The organism is Streptomyces sp. NRRL B-1347, from assembly GCF_000720325.1.
In the GTDB taxonomy this organism is placed as follows: domain Bacteria; phylum Actinomycetota; class Actinomycetes; order Streptomycetales; family Streptomycetaceae; genus Streptomyces.
The window spans coordinates 248661-270878 of record NZ_JOJM01000004.1 but is presented as its reverse complement, the minus strand read 5'-3'; the positions used below and the strand labels follow the sequence as shown (position 1 = coordinate 270878).

Sequence of the window (22218 nt, the reverse complement as noted above, 5' to 3'; positions counted from 1 at the left end):
CGCACTGTAGGGGAGCGCGAGCGGTGGGCGACAGCCCGCCCCCGCGCACCCGCCACGTGCCCGGCCCTATGAACCCGCCTCGTCCCACAGGTCGGTGGCGCGCGCCCGGACGACCGCACCGACGCGGGCGAGTACGTCGTCCTCCGGCCGCGCGTCGATGCGGCGTCCGTCGCGCAGCCGCAGGGCGACCCGGTCGTCGGCGGATTCCTTGGGGCCGATGACGGCTTGGTACGGAACGAGCCTGGCCTGCCGGACGCGGGCGCCGAGGCTGCCCTGCTCCGGGCCGAGGACCTCGGCGCGCAGGCCCTGTTCGGCGCAGCGTCCGGCGAACGCGCGGGCGTTGGCCGACTCGGCGCCGGTGAGGGGCAGGACCGCAAGCTGGGTGGGGGCGAGCCAGGCGGGGAACGCGCCGCCGTGCTGTTCGATGAGGTGGGCGACGGCCCGCTCCACGCTGCCGATGATGCTGCGGTGGACCATGACCGGTCGGTGCTTGGCGCCGTCCGGGCCGATGTAGTGCAGGTCGAACTGCTCGGGCTGGTGGAAGTCGACCTGCACGGTGGACAGGGTGGACTCGCGTCCCGCGCTGTCGGTGACCTGGACGTCGATCTTGGGGCCGTAGAACGCGGCTTCCCCCTCGACCGCTTCGTAGGACAGCCCCGAGCGGTCGAGCACGTCGGTCAGCAGGGCGGTGGCGCGCTCCCACTTCTCGGGGGCGGCCACGTACTTGCCTCCGGCGCCGGGGAGGGAGAGGCGGAAGCGGGTCGGGGTGATCCCGAGCGCCTCGTACGCCCGGCGGATCATGTCCAGGGCCGCGTGCGCCTCCTCCGCGACCTGGTCGAGGGTGCAGAAGATGTGCGCGTCGTTGAGCTGGATGGCGCGCACCCGGGTCAGTCCGCCGAGCACACCGGAGAGCTCCGAGCGGTACATGCCGCCGAGCTCCGCCATCCGCAGCGGCAGTTCGCGGTAGCTGTGGGAGCGGGACCGGTAGATCACCGCGTGGTGCGGGCACAGGCTCGGCCGGAGCACGACCTGCTCGCCGCCGAGGTCCATCGGCGGGAACATGTCGTCGCTGTAGTGCGCCCAGTGCCCGGAGATCTCGTACAGCTCGCGTTTGCCGAGCACGGGTGAGTACACGTGCCGGTAGCCCGCGCGCCGTTCGGCGTCGCGGATGTACTCCTCCAAGGTGTGCCGGAGGACCGCGCCGTCGGGCAGCCAGTACGGAAGTCCCGCGCCGATGAGCGGGTCGGTGTCGAACAGGCCGAGCTCGCGGCCGAGTCTGCGGTGGTCGGGCATGGCGGTCTCCTCGCGGACGGGAGGGCGGGCGACCACAGGACGAAGCCCCGGGGCACTCACCCCGGGGCTTCGGATCAGGACGTCTGTCAGCGCGCCGGGACACTCTCCGGCGTCGTCGTCAGGTCAGCGGCGCGCTTCATGCGGGGACCGTAGCAAGCCGAGGCAGCGCCCGCACCGCGTTTTCCCGGCGGGCGCGGCCACCGCGCTCAGCGTGTCGCGATGCGTACGCGCTCGCTGTCGTGGTCCGAGAGGAACGCCGACAGGGCGCTGCCCTCCTCGGTGACGGCGGTGTGTTCGGCGCGCGAGAGGCGGCGCAGCGGGGCGACCGTCACGGTGTCGTCGTCCACGGTCCACGTCGCCGCGACCCGGCCGTCGAGCAGGACGACGCGGGCACCGGCGACCGAAAGACCGCGGTGGTCGTCGTCGATGATCCGGCCGCGGTCCTGGTAGCCGAGGATCGCGTTGTCGAACGCGGGCAGGAACCGCACCGGCGCGGGCGTGTCGGGGTCCGGGCGCGGCGCGTCGGGCAGGTCGAGCAGTTCGCGGCCCCGCTCGTCGCGGAAGGCGACGAGTTCCCCGCGGACGGCGGCCACCGCGGCCGGAAGGCCCGCGACGCCGCTCCAGGCGCGCAGGTCGGCCGTGGCGGCCGGGCCGAAGGCGGCGAGATAGCGTCGTACGAGGCTCTGGCCGACCGGATCGGAGCCCGCCGGGGACGGCGGGGCGATCTCGCGTCCCAGCCAGGTGGCGAGCGGGAGGTTGCGCACGCCGCCCTTGGTGCGCCACAGGCCGCGCGGCGGCACCTGGACCATCGGCACGAGTCCGGCGATCAGCATCTCCCCCAGCGCGCGCGGCGGTGTGTCCGGCCAGCGGTCGGCGACCGCGCGCGTGAGCTCGGCCATGGTGCGGGGCTCGCCGTCGGCCAGCGTTTTCCGGCCCGCCGCGGCGAGTTCGTCGAGGTCCACCCCGTCGAGCTCGGCGCGGTAGACGCCGAGCACCTTCTGGCGCAGCATCGCGTCGTGCCGGGACCGCCAGGCCAGGGCGTCGTCGGCGGTGACGAGGTGGACTGTGCGGCGCATGAGGTGGGTGCGCACCACGCGCCGCTCGACGAGCAGGTCCGACAGTTCCCCCGGCTCGAAGGCGCGAAGGCGTGACCAGAGTCCGACGAACGGCTCCTGCGGCTCCTGCGCCTGGAGGCCGCCGAGGTGCGCGACGGCGTCGAGGGCCGGCAGGCCGGCGCGGTCCAGGAGCAGCTGCCGGGCGAGCGTCGCGCGGCCCAGGGCGCGGGTGTCGAGCACGGTCACAGGACCACCTCCGGGCGCCGGTGTGCGGCATGGCCGTGCGCATACGACTTCACTGCTTCGCCCTCGCTTCGGATCGCGCGTCCTGCGGTCGGTGATCACAGTGCCAGGGGTTGCGGTCAGGTGGTGTCCGCTACTCGGGGGTCTCGTGCCTCCGCTCCTCACGGGCGTCTTCCGGGCGGGCCGCCGCCTTCGGCCCGGCCCGGGCCTTCGACGCGCACCCGCCCGGATCCGGCTCAGCGCACCCGGTACACCTGCCCTGTCTGCGCCCCTTCGACCGCGCGGACGTACGCCGTCGCCACGCGCGCCGCGGGGACGGGCTCCATGCCCGCGAAGAACGGCCCGTAGGCGGGCAGGGACTCCTCGGCCACCGTCGGGCTCACCGCGTTGATCCGCTGTGGCGGCAGCTCGACGGCGGCGGCGCGCACGAAGGCCTCGACCGCGCCGTTGGCCGCGGACGCGGCGGCCCCCGCCACGATCGGCTCCTCCGTGAGGATCCCGCTGACCAGCGTGAACGAGCCGGTCGCGGCCACGTGCCGGGCGCCTTGGCGGACCAGCTCCAGCTGGCCGAAGGCCTTGCCGCGGAGCGTCGCCGCGATGTCGTCCGCGGCCAGCTCGGCCAGCGGCTTGAACACGGCGTCGCCCGCCGCGACGGCCACCGCGTCCAGCGGGCCGGCCTGCGCGTACAGCCGTGCCACCGCCGTCGGATCGGTGACGTCGCAGATCAGGTCACCGCTCGTGCGGCCCACGCCGATCACCTCGTGGCCGCGCTCCGCGAGCGCCGCGCGTACCGCGGAGCCCAGCGTGCCGCCCGCGCCGACCAGAAGAATCCTCATAGCTCACCATCCGATGCTTCGAAGACGTACCCCTCGGGGAGAAACCGGAGGGGTATCCCTGGGAGTGCCCCAGAGGGAAGCCGGGTGACTCACCCGGCGCAGCCGACGCTACGGATCGCGCTCCGCGCCCGGAAATGCCGTCTGGGCAGTGACTATGCTTCGTACGCATGGATGTGGAGCTGCGTCACCTCAAGGCCCTGGCCGCCATCGCCGAGGCAGGCACCGTCACCGCCGCGGCCGCGCTGCTGCACATGACGCAGCCCGCCCTCTCCCGCACGCTCGCCCAGCTGGAGGCGCGCGTGGGGGTGTGCCTCGTGGACCGCTCGTCCCGGCATCTGGACCTCACCCCGGCGGGGGCGACCCTCCTGGGGCACGGGCGCGCCATCCTCGCCCATCTGGACGCGGCCCTCGCCGACACCCGGGCCGTCGACCGGCCGCTGCGGCTCGGCTACACGTGCGCGGTCCTCGGGCAGCAGACCGTCCCGCTGCTGCGCTCCTGGCGGCGGGGGCAGCCGCACGCCCCGCTCGAAGTCGTCCGGCAGGACAACAGCACCGCGGGCCTGGCCACCGGCGACACCGACGTGGCGGTGCTGCGCACCGTGCCCGCCGACCCGCGCATCCGCACCGAGGCCCTCTACACCGAGGACCGGGTAGCCGCGCTGCCCGACGACCATCCGCTCGCGGCCCGCGACCGGGTGCGTCTCGCGGAGCTCACCTCGGGCCCTGCGCTGCCGCTGGCCCTGTGGCCGGACACCGGCACCGCGTCGGTGGACCTCTGGCCTCCGGCGCAGCGTCCGCACCGCACGGTCGAGGTGCGCAACGTCGACGAGTGGCTGAACCTCATCGCCACGGGCGGCGCGTTCGGCGTCGGCGCCGCGGGCACGGCGGAGAGCCACAGCCACCCCGGGGTGCGCTTCGTCCCGATCGACGACGCACCCGCCGCCACGGTCTACCTCGCCCGCCCGGCCCACCCCACGCACCCCCGCACGGAGGAGTTCCTGGCGGCGGTACGCGAGGTGGTCAGCGCCTAGGCGCCGCGGGCCGGTCGCCGCGGACGCGGCCCTGGCCCGTCTGTCCGGCACGGCGGCGCCACTCCCCGGGCGGAGCCCCGTACGCGGTGAGGAAGGCCCGGCTGAACGCGGACGGGCTGCAGAAGCCCCAGCGGGCACCGATCGCGTGCACCGGAACGGCGTGCAGCGCGGGGTCCTCCAACTCGGCCCGGCAGCGTTCCAGACGGCGGTGGTGGATCGTGGCGGCCACGGTCCGCTCCCGTGCCCGGAAGAGGGTGTGGAGCGCGCGTACGGAGATGTGGTGCCGGGCCGCGACGGCGGGCGGCGTCAGGGCGTGGTCGGCCAGGTTGTCGTCGATGAAGGCGTCGATGCGGGCCAGCAGCATCCGGGTGCGGGCCTCGGGAGGCGTGCGGTCGTGCGCGTTGAGCCGGTCGGCGAGGTAGGCCACGGCCAGTTCCCACACGGCCGGTCCGAGCCGCGCCCGCTCCTGGTCGGTCATGGACGGCGCCTCCTCGACCAAGTGCCGCAGGAACCGCGCGAAGATCGCGGCCGTGCCCCGGTCCGTCGCGGTGGCGCTCGCCAGCAGCTGGTCCGTGCGCGCGTCGGAGAAGGGCAGCTCGGCCCTCGGCAGGTGCACCATGACGGCGCGGGAGGTGCCGTCGTCCGCCCCGTGCAGCCCGCGCGCGTCGAAAGGCCGCGAGGTGTTCCACAGCCCGAGGTCGCCGGCGCGCATCCTGGCTTCGTTGCGGGCCTGGGCGATCCACATGTCGCCGCCCGCGTTGAGCGTCAGCTCGTACACGTCGGGGTCGGACCTCCTGATGAGCGCGGGGGTCCGCTCGGATCTGATGGCGGGGAAGGACAGCGTGGTCACCTGGACGGCGCCCAGTCCTATGGCTCCCGCTCCCGCGGTGAAGTCCCGGGTGTGCTCGCTGGTGATGCGGGTGGGTGCGACGTCCTGGCTGATCACTTCGCACCACCAGTCGAAGCGGTGCTCGGGCGGTACGCCACTGCTGTGGAGCACTGAGAAGCTCACTGGCCCTCCCCGTGAAAGTCACCAGTCACCGCACGCGCGCACCCCAAGTCTCCTCAAGGCGCCGCGGGAGGCAAGGTGGCGCTCCGGCGAATTGGCCGACGGCCATCCGGATTCGGGGCCCGCTCCGGCCCGACGGCCGGTCCCTCAAGGACGGGCCGGGGCGTGTCACCTGGCCGCCACGCCCCCGGCGAACGGCATCGTCCGCCACTGGTCGAGAGCGGGCTTCAAGTACCCCTCAAGTACGGGCAGTTGCGGCACGAGCGTCAGGGAGGCGACCGCGCGCAGCATCCACACGGTGTTCACGAAGCGCAGGACGTCGTCGTTCAGCGGCCGCATCCCGTTGTGCCGTGCGCCGCGGTCGTAGGCGGACGCGAGGCCGGGCCCGAGGGCGGCCAGGTCCCATTCGACGGGGCCCGACGTGATCAGCTCGAAGTCGGCGTAGCGGTGCCCGTCCACGCCGCGGAAGACGTTCGCGGGCGGGGAGTCGCCGTGGACGGGCTGGACGTCGATCCCCGGGAACGCCTCCTCGAACGCCGCACGTGAGCGCACGAGAGGCGCCAGGACCTGCCATTCGCGGAGCGCGCGGTCCAGGTCGGCAGGGCCGATGAGGTCGGGGCGCACCGCGAGCCGGGCGAGGCTCTCGGTGATGAACTCCGGTTCCGCCGCGGACAGGAACGACAGGCGGCCCGGGTAGGCACGCAGCGCCGCGTGCAGGTCGGCGGTGATCTCGGAGTTCGCCACGTAGTCGGGCTCTGCGCCCCGGTCCTCCTCGACGTACTGCCAGAAGGTCATCGAGAGGCCGTCGCGCCGCACCGGCTCCTGTGCCACGAGCGGGCTGGGAGGGATCACGGGGGTGCCCCGGTCCGCGAGCCACCGCGCCACGTCCAGTTCCGCGCGCTGGCGCCGGGCCAGGGCATCGAGGCCGGTGGCGGGCGGCAGGACGGTGGGGATCCGGGCCACGACCGGCGCGGGCGCGAGGTGGACGACGACCGAGAACAGGTCGTGGAGCACCCTCGGATCCGTCACGGTGAGCCCGAGGTCGCGTCCCGCCCCGACGGCCGCGTCGACCGCGGCGGCGGTGCGGCGGGCGATGCGCTGCGGCGTCATGAAGTCCGTCACCGCCCGATCGTTCCACGCCCGCGAGGCGCTGGGAACGGTGACTCGCCCACCACGCCTGCGCCCTGCCCCTCGCCGACGAGTTCCCGTCGGACGCACTCCGGCTCCGGGTGACCTCCGTCGCGGACCTGTAATACTCAACCCAGGCATTCACTCCTATACTGCGGGGATGCAGGTGACAACCATCAGACGCGCGGTCGAGCAGGACGCTGAGCCCCTGACCGCCTTGGTCCAGGGCTCCGGTGCGTACCGGGGGCAGTACGCCCCGATGATCTCGGACTACCGGGTCACCGCCGACTACATAACTCAGCACGAGGTGTTCACAGCTGTCGGCCCGGCCGGTCAACTCCTGGGCTTCTACGCTCTGGTCCTCGATCCCGCGGAGCTGGACCTGATGTTCGTGGCGGACGCCGCGCAGGGGTTGGGCGTCGGGCGTCTCCTGGTGGAGCACATGAAGGGCCGGGCGGCGGAGGCCGGGTTGACCGACGTGCGGGTCGTCTCCCACCCCCCGGCCGAGAGGTTCTACCGCCGCCTGGGAGCGGAGCGCGTCGGAACGGTTGACCCGCTGCCGCCGAAGGTCACCTGGGAGCGACCGGAACTGCGGTTCGCCATCGCCCACTGAGGTACGGCGGCGGGCCGTGCGGCATACCTCTCGGAGCTGATGGTCCCTCAGCGGTAGGCGCCCACCGCGGTGACGTAGAGCGCGCACGCACTACCCGTGGCTCCGCCGCCGACAAGGAGGGCGTGCGCCACGGGGGTGCCGCCGCGCCAGGCGGTGAAGGCGGCGGCGCCACCGAGGTGGAGTGCGGCGGAGAAGGCCAGGAGGAGCGCGAGGAGTTGTGTGACTGACATCGGGAGGTCCTTCCGTCGGCGCCCCTGTCGCGCGGGGCTTCGCGGTGCTCGGTCGGGAGGTTGGCCGTCCTCAAGGCCCCTGAGGCCCTGAGACCCCTGAGGCCCCCCAAGGGGAGGCAGGCCGAAAGGCCGGAAGGAACACTGCGCGTCGGGAGGCGTGTCCGGCAGCCCTCCCCACGGAATCGGTCGGCCGGGCTGCGCTCCCGCTGGTGGGGAGCCTAGGCTTCGGGCATCCGGTGGTGGCCGTTCGCGACGGTCCGGCCGGTCGGTGACGGCAACGGCAAGCGGGGGCGGGCCGGTTGGAGGATGTGTTCGCGCGGTTGCGCCGGGTCGGCGCGCTCAAGCGCCATCGCCTTGGCGGCGAGCCGTCGGACCGCCGGCTCGCCCGGGCCGCCGGGGTGTCGCACGGGACGCCGGGTGCGTGGCTCGGCGGTCGGCAGCTTCCGCAGCGCGTCGATCCGCTCCTCGCGGTCCTCGACGAGGTACGGGCGGAGGCGGCCCGCAGGGGGCTCCTGGCGACTCGGGCCGACGCCCTGAGCACCGACACCGTAGGCGAGTTGCTCGACGAGCAGCGTTGGCGCGCTGCCTTCGAGGCCGAGCGGGGGCGCCGGAACGAGCGCTCCCGGCTTGAGGCGGAGCGTCAGCGAGCGCGGGCCGCGCTTGAGCGGGACGGGCTGCGGGCCCGGCAGTCGGACCTCGCGGACCGTCCTCGCTCGGTACGGGCCTGGTCCGCGGGCCGGTTGGGAGTCCACCCGGCCATCCCCGGCCGTGGCCGCAGCCGCGACTCCGCCCCCGGCCCCGGCCCCGGCCCCGGCCCGACGGGAGCCGACACCAGCGACTTCGTCCTGCCCCGCTACGTACCCCGGCAGCACGACGTACGCCTGCGCCGCCTCCTCGCCGCCGCCGTCACGGACGAGGCCCGCCCGATCCTGGCCGTGGTGCAGGGACCGTCCTGCACGGGCAAGACCCGCACCGCCTACGAAGCCCTCCGCGAGGCCGTCCCGGAGGACTTCGACCTGCTCTTCCCTGCCGACACCGACAGCCTCCTCGCCGTCCTGGCGGCGGACGCGCTCCCGCCGCGCACGGTGCTGTGGCTCAACGAGGCCCAGCACTACCTCACCGACCCCCACGGCGAGGCCGCGGCGGCCGCGCTGCTCCGCAGGCTCGACGGCGAGGGCCCGCTCATCGTGATCGCCACGCTGTGGCCCGAGCACGCGGAGGCGCTCACCCGCCCGGCGACCCACTCCAGGGACGCCCACCGCCACGCGCGGACCCTGCTCGCCCAGGCCCGTTGGGTGGACCTGCCGCGGACGTTCGCCGACGACCTGGACGCGGCCCGTGCCGCCGCGGCCGATGACCCGTCGCTGACCGAGGCCTTGGCCGCCGGTGCCGGTGCCGGTACGGGTGCTGGTGCTGGTGCCCGTACTGGTGCCGGTTCCGGTTCCGGTTCCGCCGAGCTCACCCAGGCGCTCGCCGCGGGGCCGGACCTCGTCCGCCACTACGAGCGCCCCGCGGGGCCGTACGGCCCGTACGGCAGCGCCCTGATCAGCGCGGCGATGGACGCCCACCGGCTCGGCGCACCCGGCCCCCTCCCCCTGGTCTTCCTCGAAGCGGCGGCCGTCGGCTACCTCACCGACGCCGAACGCGCCCACGCCCGCCCCGACTGGTTCGGCCACGCCCTGGCCCGTGCCCGCACCCTGATCAAGCACACGACGAGACCCCTCCAGGACGTCCCCCACCCGACCGGCATGGGAAGGCTCCCCGGCGCGGCACGCCTCGCGGACTACCTCCGGCACCACGGCCGCCACGCCCGCAGGTTCCGCTGCCCGCCCGACTCGTTCTGGCACGCGGCACGCGAGCACCTCACCCACCCCGAAGAGCTGCTCCGCCTCGGCGACGCGGCACGGTGGAGGGCCCGGTTCGCGCACGCCGTGCGCCTCTACGAAGCCGCCGCCGCGGCCGGGGAGTCGTACGCCCTGATCCGCCTCGGGCAGATGCGGAAGGACAACTGCGACATGGAGGAGGCCGAGACGCTCTACCAGCTGGCCGTCGACGCCGGGAACACCGACGGTCTCCTCCACCAGGCGGCGCTGTGGGAGGAGGACTGGTGCTGGGAGGAGGCCGAGAAGCTGTATCTGCGGGCCTCGGCGGCAGGGGTCGAAGACGCCCTCACCTACGCGGGGTTGATGTGGGACGGGGCGGGCGAGCCCGGCAAGGCCTGGGCCTGGTACGAGCGGGCCCTCCAGGCGGGCCACACCGACGTGCTCGTCTTCATGGCGCAGTCGCGGCGGCGCGAGGGCTCGCCGCAGGAGGCCGCCGACCTCTGTCGGCGCGCGATCGCCGCCGGGCACACCGACGTGCTTCCTCAACTGGTGTGCTTCTGGGAGGAGACCGGGCAGCAGGACGAAGCGGATCAGCTGCTCCGCCGTTTCGCCGATGCGGGAGACACCTCGGCGTTGATCAACGTGGCCGTCCTGACGGGCCGTTCGGGTCGGCCGGACCGTGCGGAGCAGCTCTACCTGCGGGCCGCCGCGGCGGGCGACCACCGCGGCTGGTTCCTGCGCGCGTTCATGTGGGAGAAGGCGGGCGACCTGGAGAAGGCCGAGTCGTCCTTCCGCAAGGCCGCGGCGTCGGGAGACCTCGACGCGCTGCGGCACGTGGCCCGGATGCGGGAGGCGGCCGGGGACGCCGCGGGCGCCGAGGCCCTCTACCGGCAAGCGGTCGACGCCGAAGCCGACGTGGAGGCCCTGTCGTCCCTGGCCCGGCTCCGCGAGGCGGCGGGCGACCGCGCGCAGGCCGAGCGGCTGCACCTCGTGGCCGCCGACACCGGCGACGTCCGAGTGGCTTCGTCCGTGCTCTCGCTGGCGCGTCTGCGGGGCGCGGAGGAGGAGACGTACCTGCGCTTCGGCCTGGCAGCGGACGGCTCCGCGAGCGCCCCGTGGGAGTGGCCGCTGGTTCCCTGAGTTCACACCATTGTCCAACCACCCGTCCAAACCCCCTCATTGACGGCCGTCCCAGCCTGCGATAGGAACGCCAGGCACGATCTGACAGCGTTGTCATCACTGCGGTGTGAGGAGAGACGGCCATGGAAGCCAGACCGGCGGCAGCTCCCGTTGAGCGGCGTACGTTCCTGAAGATGCTCGGTGCCGCGGGGGTGACGGTGGGCCTGGCCGGGACGGTGTCGCTCGCCGGGGCGGCCGGGGTCGCGTTCGCCGCCGAGGAGGGGCGGGCCCGGGCGCCCCACCAGCCGTTCATGCACGGCTACAACGCGGACGGCCTCAAGTCCTGGACGCCCGATGCGGATCCGTACGCGCGGTACTTCCGCTCGCGGGTGCCGCTCGCCTCGCGCATCGCCCCCTTCGCCGCGACCCAGGCGCGCCCCGCCCTGGCCTCCGAGGCCCAGGTGATGAACATGTCCTACGACTACGACAACGCCTTCTTCACGGCCTACCGCCACAACGACCAGTACGCGCGCAGGCTGTTGAGGTTCTGGCAGTACAGCGATCTGTACAGCTCCTGGCACGGCATGCCGGTGGCGGGCTCGTCCACCACCGATCCCGAGCACGGACTCATCAACCTGCCGAACCCCGCGTACACCGACGCCGCGCACCGCAACGGCGTCAAGTCGCTCGCGGGGTGGTTCTGGCCGCGGAACGGGTCGTTCTCCGCCTATCTGGAGCAGCGGTCCGACGGCTCGTTCCCCGTCGCCGACAAGCTGCTGGAGATGGCCGACTACTTCGGTTTCGACGGCTACTTCGTCAACCAGGAGGCGTCCATATCCCGCGCGGACGCGACGCGGCTTATGGCGTTCCTGAAGTACCTGCGGGCCAAGGCCCCGACGGGCTTCCACATGCAGTGGTACGACTCGCTCACCACGAGCGGTCAGCTCGCCTACCAGAACCAGTTCAACGACGCCAACGCCCCCTGGGTGCGACACCAGGGCACCGCCGTCAACGACAGCATCTTCATCAACTACGCCTGGAACGCCTCGCGGGTGGCCGCTTCCGTCGCGACCGCGAAGCGGCTCGGCATGAAGGTGCACGACGTGGTGTACCTCGGCACCGAGAACGAGAAGTACGGCTTCAACCCGCCCTACGACACCCGGCTCGTCTTCCCCGAGGGCGGCCGCGCGCAGACGAGTTGGGCCCTCTTCGGCACGCACATGGCCTGGGCGAACAACCCCGACCGCACCGACCCGGACAAACAGCAGAACACCTTCGTGCGCGAGCGCCGCTACTGGTCGGGCCCCAACGAGGACCCCACCCGCACCGGCAGGACCGAGTACGTCCCGTGGCCCGACAACGGCCGGCCCAACGACCCCGACAACCACCGCAAGTGGGACGGCGTCGCGCACTACATCGCGGAGCGGTCGGTGATCGGCTCCTTCCCGTTCGTCACCCGCTTCAACACCGGCCACGGCCGGGCGTTCTTCCTCGACGGAGTACGCCGCTCCGACCGGGAGTGGAACAACGCGGGGGCCCAGGACGTGCTGCCCACGTGGCAGTGGTGGGCGCGCGGCGAGGGCGACGGCGCCCCGGCCACCGTCGACTACGACCCTTCGACGGCGTACGACGGCGGCTCTTCCCTGCTGGTGTCCGCGGCGCGCGGGGCCGCACGCGCCACCACCGTCCGGCTCTTCAAGACGCGGCTGCGCGTCACGGGCGGCGAAAGCGCCCGCCTGGTGTTCCGCACCGAACGGCCCAGCCGGGACAGCGGTCTTGAGCTGGGGCTCGTCTTCGAGGACGCCCCGGACCGCACCTCGTGGCTCGCGGCAGGACCCGCGGCGGCCTCCGGCTGGACCACGGTCACGCTGCCGCTGGAGGCCTTCCGGGGGCGGACCGTCGCGGCGCTGCACCTGCGGGTGTCGCCGCCGTCCACGGACGCGTACCGGCTCAACCTCGGGGAGCTGGCCCTGCTGCCCCCGGGTCCCTCTCAGCCTCCTGCCCGGCCGACCGGCTTCACGGTGGAGAAGACCCATCCGGACGCGGCGCGCGCCACGGCCGAGGCCTTCCTCGCCTGGGACCTCGCGGAGTCGGGCGTCTGGTACTACGACGTGTGGCGGCTGCGCCGGGACGAGACTCCGGAGCCGCTCGGGCGGGTCTACGACGACGTGCACTACGTCAAGTCCCTGACCCGTGAGGGCGACGAGGCGACGACCACCCTGTCCCTGGTGGCCGTGGCCCCGGACGGCACGCGCTCGGCTCCGGCCACCGCGCGGGTCGCCTGGGCCTAGCAGTGGCCGTAGGCCGACGGTCCGCTCCTCGGCGCGCCCCCGTCGCCCTGCTGGGACCGGCGGCACCACGCTGACGTCCCCGCCTCACCTGCGGGGCCCCCGATCTCGGCGCTGTCGCCCCTGCCCGGCAGGGGTGTGTGTCGGCGGTGACCGGCCTCCGACTCCGCGGCTGCGGAGGCGGATGCGGAGGCCGGTCCCGGCAGCATGAGTCCGATGGCTGCCAGAGCCGTGGCCGCGGTCGCGGCGATCCCTTTGGTTCTCAGGCACATTCGCCCTCCCTCTCAGCATGGGCTGCTCCCGCGACGTGCGGGCCGGTGCCAGACTCACCGGCCCGCCATCGGCCGCTCAAGAGCCTCCGGCCGTCCCGGACAGGCGGAGCCTGTCCGGGCTGGTCGGGGCCGCTGTCCGAGGTCCGCCCGGACACGGCGGACTCGTCCCCTGACAGGGGGCGCTCACGCCCGGTGCGAGGCGGCCAGCGAGCCGAGGAGGGCGAGGGCCTCGCTGCCGGGTGAGGACGGCTCGGCGTGGTAGACGACGAGTTCCTGGCCCGGGGCCGAGCGGACGTCGAAGGTCTGCATGGTCAGCGTCAGCGGCCCCACGTCGCGGTGGTCGAAGCGCTTGCGTTCGAGAGTCTTGCCCCGGACGTCGTGGCGGGCCCACAGCTCGGTGAACTCGGGGCTGAGCTCCAGGAGTTCGGTCAGGACCTGCCGGACGCGCGGATCGTCCGGCGCCGCTCCGTGGCCGAGTCGGAAGCCTGCCACGCAGTCGCGCGCGACGTCGTGCCAGTCGCGGTAGAAGGCGCGGGCGGCGGGGTCGGTGAACACCACGTGCATGAGGTTGCGCGAATGGGCCCAACCGTGGAAGAGCGCGTCGGCGATGGCGTTCGACGCGAGGACGTCGTACGCGCGGTTGTAGACGACGGCCGGGTTGTGCGGCCAGGCGTCCATGAGCGTCAGCAGGCTCGGCTCGACCCGGTCCCGCACGCCGGCGGCACGCGCCCGCGGCCCGAGCCCGGCGAGCCGGAACAGGTGCAGGCGGCCGTCCTCGTCGAGGCGCAGGGCGGCGGCGAGCGCGTCGAGCACCTGCGCGGACGGCGAGCGCTCCCGGCCCTGCTCCAGGCGTACGTAGTAGTCGGCGCTGACTCCGGCGAGCAGGGCGACCTCCTCGCGGCGCAGCCCGGGCACCCGGCGGTGCCCCGTCGCGGGGAGGTTCACCTCGGCCGGGGTGACGTGGGCGCGCCGTGCGGTGAGGTAGGCGCCGAGCTCCGTACGTGCCATGCCGCCATGCTAGGGGCGGCACCGGGTGCTGTTCCTGGGTGCGCCGCACCCAGGAGGACGCCGCCTCTCCCGCGGCCGCTCCGGCCGGGCGAGGCTCGGCGCCGTGAACACACAGCGACTCGGTGCCATGAGCACACAGCAAGAGGAACAAGCGCCGCCCGTCCGCAAGGTCGTCCTCGTCACCGGCGCCAGCAGCGGCATCGGCGAGGCCGTCGCCGCACGGCTCGTGGCGGAGGGGCACCAGGTCGTCGCCGGTGCGCGCCGCACCGACCGGCTGCGGGCCCTCGCGGAGCGCACGGCCGGGGCGGCCGCCCGTTCCGGGGGCGCTCTGGAGCCCGTACGTCTCGACGTGACGGACCGTGCGGACGTCGCCGCCTTCGTCCAGGCGGCCCGCGACCGCCACGGGCGGATCGACGTGCTCGTCGGCAACGCCGGGGTCATGCCGCTGTCGCGCCTCGACTCCCTGCTCGTCGACGAGTGGGACCGGATGATCGACGTGAACGTCCGCGGGCTGCTGCACGGCATCGCCGCGGCGCTGCCCGTCTTCACCGCGCAGGGCTCGGGCCACTTCGTCACGGTCGCCAGCATCGGCGCCCACGAGGTCGCGCCCACCGGCGCCGTCTACTGCGGTACGAAGTACGCGGCCTGGGCGATCACCGAGGGCCTGCGCCTGGAGTCCGACCCCTCGATCCGGGTGACGACCGTCTCGCCCGGCGTGGTCACCTCCGAGCTGGCCGACAGCATCACCGACGCCGGTGCCGCGCGGGCCATGCGCGCCTACCGGGCCCACTCGATCGGTCCCGACGCCATCGCGGGCGCCGTCTCGTACACCCTTGCGCAGCCGCCCGAGGTCGACGTCAACGAGATCGTCGTACGCCCCGCCCATCAGCGCTGACGCCCGCCCGGGCCCGGCGCGGGGCCTGACATCTCCTCGGCCGTGTCCGCACCACGGCCGAGGAGACGCTGCTGCAACCAGGGGCTTTCGTGTCACGCGCTCGTGTCACGCGTTCATGTCGCGCTGTCGGTCGTGATGGCTCGCATCAGGACGGGTTGAGCTTGATCGCGAAGGCGTTGAAGATGTCCCACACGTCGACCCAGACGACCCAGGACGGGGACCCCGACCATCCTCCGCGGACGATTCCGTTGAGTTCCCGGGAGTCGGGGTGGTTAATGGTGATCACAGGACCACCGCTGTCGCCGCCGCGCGCGGCCGTGGCGCCGTCCTTCTGGACGCCGACCGTCGTGAGGACCCCGCCGTGGTCGTACTCGACGTTCGTCACGCGGATGCCGCAGACCACCTTGGAGTTGTAACCGAGCTGGCAGACCTCGTCGTTGACGATGTTGCTGCGCACTCCGTTGAGGTACCGGGTGTAGCCGGTCGCGTCGAGGCCGTCCCAGGTGTTCCGGTACGTCGGGACCTCGATGAAGGCCGCGTCCACCTGCGGGAGCACCCGCCACACGCTGCCTATGTAGCGGCCGCCGTTGGTGTGCACGTTGGCGCCCTCGGCGTAGCAGTGGCCCGCGGTCACCAGCCACTGCCGACCGTCCCAGTTGCTGATCGCGGGGATGCCGGACGTGCAGCGCGCCTCGGGGCTGCCCGCGTTGTCGAGGGCCGCGCCCGCGTAGTAGGGCGAGGAGTCGTTCTGGCGGGTGTACAGCACGGGGTCGGTGCCTCGCGGCTGGCCCTGGAGGACTTCGTAGCGCGGTGTGTCGCCGTTGGCCAGCCGGGCCGCGGGTGCGTCGGCGAAGTACGCTTTCGCCTTGGCGGCGTCACTGGCCGTGATCTTGATCGAGGTGCCGTCCACCGAGTGCCCGATGCCCTGGATCTCGAAGGGCAGCTTGGACCCGAGGCCCTTGAGGCGGTTGATGTGCCGGAGGAGTTCGGTGCGGGTCGACGGCGCGGACTTCACCTCGACGAGTCCGAGGTCGGCCTTGGGTGCGGCCCGCTTCACCCGGGCCAGGAACGCGTCCTTCTTGCCGGGGTCGGTGAGGAACAGCTCCACGGTGCGGTGGCCGGGCGCGATGCGTACACCCGTGAACACGTCCTGGCGCTGTTCCCTGCCGACCTGCTGCGCGGTACTGCCGACGAGCCGCAGCGGGTTGAGGACGGCGGCCTTCTGCCGGACCGTCATCCGGTCCAGATCCGCCTGGGACAGCGGAGCCCTGTCCGGGGATTCGGCGGACGCCGAGCCCGGTGCGAGGGAAGTCAGGAGGAGAAGCGAAAGCGCGGCGGCCGGGATCCCGAACCGCCGTAAGTCATCGTGCATGTCACCTCCATGGGGTCACTGCTCTGCTGAACTCGGCAACGGACGCTAACAGCACGGGGATTCACGGGCATCGCAGGAGCGCGCAGCTGTCTGAATGCGACACGCAGAACGACCGGGGCCCACACCGCGGTGTGTCATGAGGTGCCGCAGTGCCCCCTGAATCCCCGCGGAGCATGACCTGGTGCCCGCGCACGCACGCGAGACGCCCCGTCGGCCGCAACAGACCCTTCATCACGGTGAATTAGCGGCGATCCACCCCTTCACCACTTCTACACTGATGTAGATTCCTTCGCGATGACCCTCCGGAAGCAGTCTGCGGCGAACGTCGTCTCCGCAGGCCGGACGCGGGCACCGTCGAAGGAAGAAGCCATTGCCTCACGCCGAGATGTCGGAGAGTTCCGCCGCCCTTGAGCGCACCCTCGAACAGGCCCTGCGGTCGCGGGAGTTCAGAGACGCGGCCGGTCGCAGCAACAACGTCCCCAACGCCGTGCAGCTCCGTACGCGAGCGCGCAGGGCACGCCGCGCGATCCTGGCGAAGGCGGACGAGGAGTACTCCCGCTACGTGCGCGTCCGGGCCGCGGCGGACCGCTACAGGCACCGCAAGCGATGTGCCGGTGCGGCGTGCCGTACGGGCGGCGGTGCCGCGCTCCTCTCCACGCTCGTGCCGGTGCTCTCGGCCGTCACCGCCGAGGTGCTCCTCCTCACCGGATTGGCCCTGGCCACCTTCACCGAACGGCAGTACCTCCCGGAGGCGTTCATGACCGTGGGGCTGATCGCGGCGACCGTGGCGGTGGGGTCGGCCCTGCCGGACCTCGCCCGGCCGCAGGGGCGTGCGACGCGTCGACGCGCCGCCCCGGAGACCACCGCGCGCCGCACCCCGGACGGCACCATCGAACAGGCCCGCGCCGCCTGGCACATGGCCCTCCTCGAACGCGGTGTCATGCCGTTCCTGCTCGGCTGCCTGACCGAGGTCCGGCCCGAGGACACCGGGTAACCGTACAAAGTTCGATACGTCGTCGGCAGACGCAACCCGGGCGGTCCACCAGGCGTCCTTGCCGGAGGACGACGCACGAATGCGCGCCGCGACGAGCGATGGAGGATGAGCAGTGGGTGTTTCCCTGTCCAAGGGTGGCAACGTTTCGCTGAGCAAGGAGGCGCCCGGCCTGACCGCCGTACTGGTCGGCCTCGGCTGGGACGTGCGGACCACGACGGGTACCGACTACGACCTCGACGCATCGGCACTGCTGTGCGACGACTCCGGCAAGGTGATTTCCGACCAGCACTTCATCTTCTACAACAACCTCACCAGCCCCGACGGCTCGGTCGAGCACACCGGTGACAACCTCACCGGCGAGGGCGAGGGCGACGACGAGGCCGTCAAGGTCAACCTCGCCACCGTTCCGGCCGAGATCACCAAGATCGTCTTCCCGGTCTCCATCCACGACGCCGAGAACCGCGGCCAGAGCTTCGGCCAGGTCCGCAACGCCTTCATCCGCGTCGTCAACCAGGCCGACAACCAGGAGATCGCCCGCTACGACCTCTCCGAGGACGCCTCCACCGAGACCGCCATGGTCTTCGGCGAGCTCTACCGCCACGGCCCGGAGTGGAAGTTCCGCGCCGTCGGCCAGGGCTACGCCTCCGGCCTGCGCGGCATCGCATCGGACTTCGGCGTCAACGTCTGACACCAGGCGCCCCTCCCGTAGCACCCGGACCGGCCCACGCGCGTCATGCGTGGGCCGGTCCGCGTTTGCGGGTGGCAGCGGCGATGGCGGTGACGGTGACGGAGAGTGGCAGCGGCGGTGGCGGGCGACCGGGGCTGGCGGCGGCCGCGGCCCCCGCGATGACCGGGGCCAGCGGTGGCGGTGGCGGTGTCCGGGCCAAGCGGTGGCGGTGATGCTGACCGGGCCCAGCGGTGGCGGTGGCGAGGGAACTCGGGCGCGATGACAATCGTTGCACCGGCACACACCCCAGCACGAGGAGCCACCCCTTGTCCGCCAGACCGACGGACCCCCCGGGACACTGTCCCGGACCATCCCGCCCCACCCCGGCCGCCACGCCCCCACCGGCTGACCCGGCCGACCGCGGCACCCAGCGGGATGGTGTTCGATGAGTGCCGCGCTCGGCCTGCTCGCCGTCCTCGTCCTGACGGTGGGCACCGGCTATTTCGTCGCCCAGGAATTCGCCTACGTCTCCGCCGACCGGCTCGCACTCGCCCGCGAGGCCGCAGCGGGCGACCGCCGCGCCGCCCGCGCCCTGAAGGTGCTCGAACGGCTCTCCTTCATGCTCTCGGGCGCCCAGCTCGGCATCACCGTGACCGGCCTGGTCGTCGGCTTCCTCGCCGAGCCGTCCGTGTCCGCGCTGCTCAAGCCGCTCCTCACCGGCATCGGCATCCCCGACGGCGCCGTCACCGGCGTCTCCGTCGTCCTCGCCTTCGTGGTCGCCACAGTCGTGCAGATGGTCATCGGCGAGCTCGCGCCGAAGAACCTCGCGCTCGCCGTGCCCGAGCGCCTCGCCAAGTCCCTCGCCGCCTCCACCCTCGCCTATCTGAAGGTCGTCGGCCCCGTGGTGCGGATCTTCGACGGGGCCGCGAACCGGCTCCTGCGCCGCGTGGGCATCGAACCCGTCGAGGAGCTGCACCACGGCGCCACGCTCGAAGAGCTCGGCCACCTCATCGGCGAGTCCCACGAGCGGGGCGAGCTGCCCGAGGACACCGCCGCGCTCCTCGACCGCGCCCTGGACTTCTCCGAGCGCACCCTCGGCGAGGTCCTGGTGCCGCGCGTCGACGCCGTTTTCGTCCGCAAGGAAGCGAGCGCCGCCGAAGCCGTCGGGCTCATCGCCCGCCACGGCCACTCCAACTACCCGTTGCTCGGCGACCACCCCGACGACGTCACCGGCGTCCTGGGCGTGCGCGAGCTGATGCGGACCACCGCCGGCCGCCTCCCCGGGACGACCGCCGCCACCCTCGCCCGCCCCGCCCTGCTGCTCCCGGAGACCCTCGAACTGCCCGACGCCGTACGGCAGATGCGCGAGCGCGACGACGAGTTCGCCGTCGTCCTCGACGAGCACGGCGGCGTGGCGGGCATCGTGACGTACGAGGACATCGCCGAGGAGCTCGTCGGGGACATCGCCGACGAGACCGACCAGGTGGTGCGCGTGGCGGTCCGCGACGGCCAGGGATGGCTCGTGGACGCGGGCCGACGGCTCGACGAGGTCGCCGACGCCACCGGCATCCACCTGCCCGAGGAGGACGACTACGACACCGTGGCCGGGCTCGTCGTCGACCGCCTCGGCCGCTTCCCCGCCATCGGCGACCACCTCACCCTGCCGCTCCCGGACGGGGCGAGCGTGACCGTCGACGTCCGCACCCTGGACCGGCACGTCCCCGAGCGCGTGCGCCTGGAGCTCCGCCCCGCCCCCGACCCGAGTACCGACGAGCGGACACGCCCCGAGGAGACCCGCTCATGAGCTTCCCCATGGCGCTGTTCGTCACCGTCCTGCTGCTGATCGGCAGCGGGTTCTTCGTCGCCGCCGAGTTCGCGCTCGTCGCCGCCCGCCGCCACCGCGTGGAGAAGGCGGCGGCCGAGGGCCGCCGGGGCGCACAGGCCGTGCTCGCCGGAATGCGCGAGCTGTCCCTGATGCTGGCGGGCGCGCAACTCGGCATCACCGTCTGCACCCTGGGCCTCGGCTCCGTCTCCAAGCCCGCCATCTCCCACGAGCTCGACCCGCTGCTGCACCGCCTCGGCCTGCCCAGCGGGCTCAGCTACGGCGTCTCCTTCGCCGTCGCGATGATCGTCGTGGTGTTCCTGCACATGGTGATCGGCGAGATGGCACCCAAGTCCTGGGCCATCGCCCACCCCGAGCGCTCCGCGATGCTCCTCACCCCGGCGTTCCGTACGACGGTGAAGGCCGTACGCCCCCTCATCTGGCTCCTGAACAAGGTGAGCAACGCCCTGGTGCGCCTCTGCCGGGTCGAGCCGCGCGACGAGCTGACGTCCGTGCACAACCGCGAGCAGCTCACCCACCTCGTCGCCGAGTCCCAGCGCCTCGGCCTCATCAGCCGCGACGACTCCGAGCTGATCACCCGCTCCCTGACGGAGCCGCTGACCCCGGTGGGCGACCTCCAGACCCCGGCCGCCGACATCACCTCCGTCGACGGCTCGGCCACGCCCGAGGACGTGCTGCGCGTCGCGGCGGAGCACGACCGGACCCGGCTGCTCGTACGCGACGGCGCCCGGGTCCTCGGCTCCGTGCACGCGCGCGACGCCCTGGTCGCCAGGACCCGGGGGCGCGGCACCAGCGCGCGGGAGCTGGCCCGCCCGCTGCCCGAGCTCTCGGCGGACACCACGCTGGCCCACGCGGTCGAGCAGCTGCGCCAGCGACGCGCCTCCCTCGCCGTGGTCTGTGACGACTCGGGCCGCCTGACGGGCCTCGTCACCCTGGACGACCTCCTGGCCCGCTATTTGCAGCCGAAGCCGGCCTGATGGCCTGACCGCCTCGTAAGGAGTACACCTCGCAGGATTCCGATGCCCGCGCGTGGGCAGGTGTGCCACGATACCGGGGCTCAGTAGCTCAAAAGGGGAGCCTGGGAGGGATGGTTCGTGCGTGCCAACCTGCTGAGCGCGTGGCTCGCTCTGGGGCACGGCGCCCCCGCGCAGGACAGCGAGGCGATTCGGCTGACGGCCCTCGCCCCCGCGACCCCGCACGCGCCCTCCGCCATCGCCCTGCACCTGGAGCGGGGCCCCCTCGTCGGCCAGGTCGACTTCCGCCTCTGCCACACCTGCCGCACCGGCCGCATCCAGCGGATCTGGATCAACGAGACGTGGCAGCGCCAGGGGCTCGGACGGCAGGCCCTGCACTCCGCCCTCGCGCAGGGTCCCGACTACCGGTGGAACACGACGATGCAGTCCCGGCAGGGACGCGCGTTCTTCCGCGCCATGGCCGCGGAGACCGGCGCGGAACTCTCCTCCCGGACCCCGCCGTGCCCCCACCTCATGGGCCGCTACGACCGCCTGTGGCGCCGGGTACGCCGAGCCTTGCGGCGAACCTGAACCGGCGATCCGCCGACCCGCCAGCCCGCCAGCCCGTCAATCCGTCAATCCGTCAATCCGTCAATCCGTCGGCTCATCGGGCTCGAGGTGCTCCGGATGCACGGTGGTGGAGCCCTCCTCCCCGCGGCGCTGGGCGCCGGGCTCATCCGTACTCGGCACGTCCGCACGCTCCTCGCGGTCCGCGTGCTCCCCCTCGTCCGCCGACAGCTCGTCCTCGCCGTCCGCCTGCTGATCGGGAAGGTCCCTCGGGACGGGGTGCGGGCTCTCCCCCGGCGTCTCGTTCCTGCGATCGGTCATGACGTGCTCCTTCTCCGGCTCGGCACCCGTGTGCGCCCTGGCGCACGTCTGCACGGGGTACCACGCCGAGGCCCGCCAAAACGCACGCCACGCCCACCCCGCACCCGCCCGCAGGACCGTGAGGATGAATCCACGCGGTGCCCTTGTTGAACCGCTCGACACAGTCCGTACGCGACGACGGGATGAACTCGATGCCTCTTGAGGGCGAGTACGAGCCGAGTCCGGCGCAGTGGGTGCGCGAGCAGGTCGAGTTGTACGAGAGTTCGGGCGGTACGCGGGGAACGACGCTCTGGGACACGGGTCTGCCCGTCGTCGTCCTCACGGTGCGCGGCGCCAGGACCGGCAAGATCCGCAAGGTCCCGCTGATGCGCGTGGAGCACGAGGGGCGGTACGCGGCCGTGGCCTCGAAGGGCGGCTTCCCGCGCCACCCGGTCTGGTACTTCAACCTCAAGGCCGAACCGCACGTGGAGCTCCAGGACGGTTCCGGCCGCCAGGACATGACGGCCCGCGAGATCACCGGGGCCGAGAAGGCGGAGTGGTGGGAGCGCGCGGTCGCCGCGTACCCCCCGTACGCCGAGTACCAGGAGAAGACCGACCGCGTGATCCCCGTCTTCGTGCTGGAGCCCGTGCGGGAGTAGGCCCTGTCAGGTGCCGGGCC

The 22218-nt window shown here is 73.0% G+C and carries 20 protein-coding genes; 11 read left to right on the top strand and 9 right to left on the bottom strand.

Annotation, left to right across the window (positions count from 1 at the left end):
• Nucleotides 1–66: 66 nt before the first annotated feature.
• The 3 genes from thrS to IG74_RS0106650 all read right to left on the bottom strand — a co-directional run bounded on the left by thrS (nt 67) and on the right by IG74_RS0106650 (nt 3427).
• Complete coding sequence (gene thrS / locus IG74_RS0106660) at nt 67–1353, bottom strand: threonine--tRNA ligase (RefSeq protein ID WP_078868628.1); 1287 nt, start codon at nt 1351–1353, stop codon at nt 67–69.
• Between the two features lie 146 nt (nt 1354–1499).
• The gene (locus IG74_RS0106655; RefSeq protein WP_030671135.1) at nt 1500–2594 is read right to left on the bottom strand and encodes a winged helix DNA-binding domain-containing protein; all 1095 of its coding nucleotides are present in this window, start codon (nt 2592–2594) and stop codon (nt 1500–1502) included.
• Between the two features lie 233 nt (nt 2595–2827).
• Complete coding sequence (locus IG74_RS0106650; protein WP_030671132.1) at nt 2828–3427, bottom strand: short chain dehydrogenase; 600 nt, start codon at nt 3425–3427, stop codon at nt 2828–2830.
• 167 nt (nt 3428–3594) lie between these two features.
• Between IG74_RS0106650 and IG74_RS0106645 the strand changes: the two genes are divergently transcribed.
• On the top strand, nt 3595–4458 hold the full coding sequence (locus IG74_RS0106645; RefSeq protein ID WP_030671129.1) for a LysR family transcriptional regulator: 864 nt from the start codon (nt 3595–3597) through the stop codon (nt 4456–4458).
• Here IG74_RS0106645 and IG74_RS0106640 read toward each other — a convergent pair.
• Complete coding sequence (locus IG74_RS0106640) at nt 4448–5470, bottom strand: helix-turn-helix domain-containing protein (RefSeq protein WP_030671126.1); 1023 nt, start codon at nt 5468–5470, stop codon at nt 4448–4450. The two genes, IG74_RS0106645 and IG74_RS0106640, sit on opposite strands and share 11 nt — an antisense overlap.
• 165 nt (nt 5471–5635) lie before the next feature.
• Nucleotides 5636–6589, bottom strand: coding sequence for a phosphotransferase (locus IG74_RS0106635; RefSeq protein ID WP_030671122.1), 954 nt, complete (start codon nt 6587–6589; stop codon nt 5636–5638).
• A gap of 166 nt (nt 6590–6755) precedes the next feature.
• Here IG74_RS0106635 and IG74_RS0106630 point away from each other — a divergent pair, with 166 nt between their 5' ends.
• Nucleotides 6756–7208 (top strand): GNAT family N-acetyltransferase, encoded by a 453-nt coding sequence (locus tag IG74_RS0106630; protein ID WP_030671119.1) that lies wholly within the window; start codon nt 6756–6758, stop codon nt 7206–7208.
• 47 nt (nt 7209–7255) lie between these two features.
• Here the strand turns inward: IG74_RS0106630 and IG74_RS0106625 are convergent, their stop codons facing one another.
• The gene (locus IG74_RS0106625; protein ID WP_030671116.1) at nt 7256–7438 is read right to left on the bottom strand and encodes a hypothetical protein; all 183 of its coding nucleotides are present in this window, start codon (nt 7436–7438) and stop codon (nt 7256–7258) included.
• A 308-nt stretch (nt 7439–7746) separates the two neighbouring features.
• Here IG74_RS0106625 and IG74_RS51965 point away from each other — a divergent pair, with 308 nt between their 5' ends.
• Entirely contained in the window at nt 7747–10401 is a 2655-nt protein-coding gene (locus tag IG74_RS51965; protein ID WP_051854633.1) for a tetratricopeptide repeat protein, read from the top strand.
• Nucleotides 10402–10523: 122 nt separating this feature from the next.
• The gene (locus IG74_RS0106615; protein ID WP_078868625.1) at nt 10524–12671 is read left to right on the top strand and encodes an endo-beta-N-acetylglucosaminidase; all 2148 of its coding nucleotides are present in this window, start codon (nt 10524–10526) and stop codon (nt 12669–12671) included.
• A 452-nt stretch (nt 12672–13123) separates the two neighbouring features.
• Here IG74_RS0106615 and IG74_RS0106610 read toward each other — a convergent pair whose 3' ends face one another.
• Nucleotides 13124–13948 carry a helix-turn-helix domain-containing protein gene (locus IG74_RS0106610; protein WP_030671106.1) on the bottom strand — a complete coding sequence of 275 codons (825 nt, stop codon included), beginning with the start codon at nt 13946–13948 and terminating at the stop codon, nt 13124–13126.
• A gap of 127 nt (nt 13949–14075) precedes the next feature.
• On the opposite strand from IG74_RS0106610, the gene IG74_RS0106605 reads away from it, so the two are divergent.
• Nucleotides 14076–14843: an SDR family oxidoreductase gene (locus IG74_RS0106605; RefSeq protein ID WP_030671103.1), complete on the top strand. Its 768-nt coding sequence runs from the start codon at nt 14076–14078 to the stop codon at nt 14841–14843.
• Between the two features lie 145 nt (nt 14844–14988).
• On the opposite strand, the gene IG74_RS0106600 is transcribed toward IG74_RS0106605, so the two are convergent.
• Nucleotides 14989–16215, bottom strand: coding sequence for a trypsin-like peptidase domain-containing protein (locus IG74_RS0106600; RefSeq protein WP_030671100.1), 1227 nt, complete (start codon nt 16213–16215; stop codon nt 14989–14991).
• 370 nt (nt 16216–16585) lie between these two features.
• Between IG74_RS0106600 and IG74_RS0106595 the strand changes: the two genes are divergently transcribed.
• The 5 genes from IG74_RS0106595 (at nt 16586) to IG74_RS47750 (ending at nt 21263) form a co-directional block, all read left to right on the top strand.
• Nucleotides 16586–17209, top strand: a complete 624-nt coding sequence (locus IG74_RS0106595; RefSeq protein WP_158857497.1) for a hypothetical protein — start codon at nt 16586–16588, stop codon at nt 17207–17209.
• Nucleotides 17210–17321: 112 nt separating this feature from the next.
• Nucleotides 17322–17897: a TerD family protein gene (locus IG74_RS0106590; RefSeq protein WP_030671093.1), complete on the top strand. Its 576-nt coding sequence runs from the start codon at nt 17322–17324 to the stop codon at nt 17895–17897.
• Between the two features lie 424 nt (nt 17898–18321).
• On the top strand, nt 18322–19680 hold the full coding sequence (locus IG74_RS0106585; protein ID WP_030671090.1) for a hemolysin family protein: 1359 nt from the start codon (nt 18322–18324) through the stop codon (nt 19678–19680).
• Nucleotides 19677–20696, top strand: a complete 1020-nt coding sequence (locus tag IG74_RS0106580) for a hemolysin family protein (RefSeq protein WP_030671087.1) — start codon at nt 19677–19679, stop codon at nt 20694–20696. Before IG74_RS0106585 ends, IG74_RS0106580 begins: the two co-directional genes overlap by 4 nt.
• A gap of 117 nt (nt 20697–20813) precedes the next feature.
• Entirely contained in the window at nt 20814–21263 is a 450-nt protein-coding gene (locus tag IG74_RS47750) for a GNAT family N-acetyltransferase (protein WP_051854630.1), read from the top strand.
• Nucleotides 21264–21323: 60 nt separating this feature from the next.
• Here the strand turns inward: IG74_RS47750 and IG74_RS50865 are convergent, their stop codons facing one another.
• Nucleotides 21324–21560: a hypothetical protein gene (locus tag IG74_RS50865; protein ID WP_030671081.1), complete on the bottom strand. Its 237-nt coding sequence runs from the start codon at nt 21558–21560 to the stop codon at nt 21324–21326.
• A 191-nt stretch (nt 21561–21751) separates the two neighbouring features.
• Between IG74_RS50865 and IG74_RS0106565 the strand changes: the two genes are divergently transcribed.
• Nucleotides 21752–22198, top strand: a complete 447-nt coding sequence (locus IG74_RS0106565) for a nitroreductase family deazaflavin-dependent oxidoreductase (RefSeq protein ID WP_030671078.1) — start codon at nt 21752–21754, stop codon at nt 22196–22198.
• The last annotated feature ends 20 nt before the right edge of the window (nt 22199–22218 follow it).

Excerpts from the sequence above, each read along its gene's own strand:
- IG74_RS0106565 (WP_030671078.1), top strand. The coding sequence starts at position 21,752 with ATGCCTCTTGAGGGCGAGTACGAGCCGAGTCCGGCGCAGTGGGTGCGC.
- IG74_RS0106615 (WP_078868625.1), top strand. The coding sequence starts at position 10,524 with ATGGAAGCCAGACCGGCGGCAGCTCCCGTTGAGCGGCGTACGTTCCTG.
- IG74_RS0106580 (WP_030671087.1), top strand. The coding sequence starts at position 19,677 with ATGAGCTTCCCCATGGCGCTGTTCGTCACCGTCCTGCTGCTGATCGGC.
- IG74_RS0106650 (WP_030671132.1), bottom strand. The coding sequence starts at position 3,427 with ATGAGGATTCTTCTGGTCGGCGCGGGCGGCACGCTGGGCTCCGCGGTA.
- IG74_RS0106630 (WP_030671119.1), top strand. The coding sequence starts at position 6,756 with ATGCAGGTGACAACCATCAGACGCGCGGTCGAGCAGGACGCTGAGCCC.
- IG74_RS0106610 (WP_030671106.1), bottom strand. The coding sequence starts at position 13,948 with ATGGCACGTACGGAGCTCGGCGCCTACCTCACCGCACGGCGCGCCCAC.
- IG74_RS0106585 (WP_030671090.1), top strand. The coding sequence starts at position 18,322 with ATGAGTGCCGCGCTCGGCCTGCTCGCCGTCCTCGTCCTGACGGTGGGC.
- IG74_RS50865 (WP_030671081.1), bottom strand. The coding sequence starts at position 21,560 with ATGACCGATCGCAGGAACGAGACGCCGGGGGAGAGCCCGCACCCCGTC.
- IG74_RS0106605 (WP_030671103.1), top strand. The coding sequence starts at position 14,076 with ATGAGCACACAGCAAGAGGAACAAGCGCCGCCCGTCCGCAAGGTCGTC.
- IG74_RS0106645 (WP_030671129.1), top strand. The coding sequence starts at position 3,595 with ATGGATGTGGAGCTGCGTCACCTCAAGGCCCTGGCCGCCATCGCCGAG.
- IG74_RS0106600 (WP_030671100.1), bottom strand. The coding sequence starts at position 16,215 with ATGCACGATGACTTACGGCGGTTCGGGATCCCGGCCGCCGCGCTTTCG.
- IG74_RS0106625 (WP_030671116.1), bottom strand. The coding sequence starts at position 7,438 with ATGTCAGTCACACAACTCCTCGCGCTCCTCCTGGCCTTCTCCGCCGCA.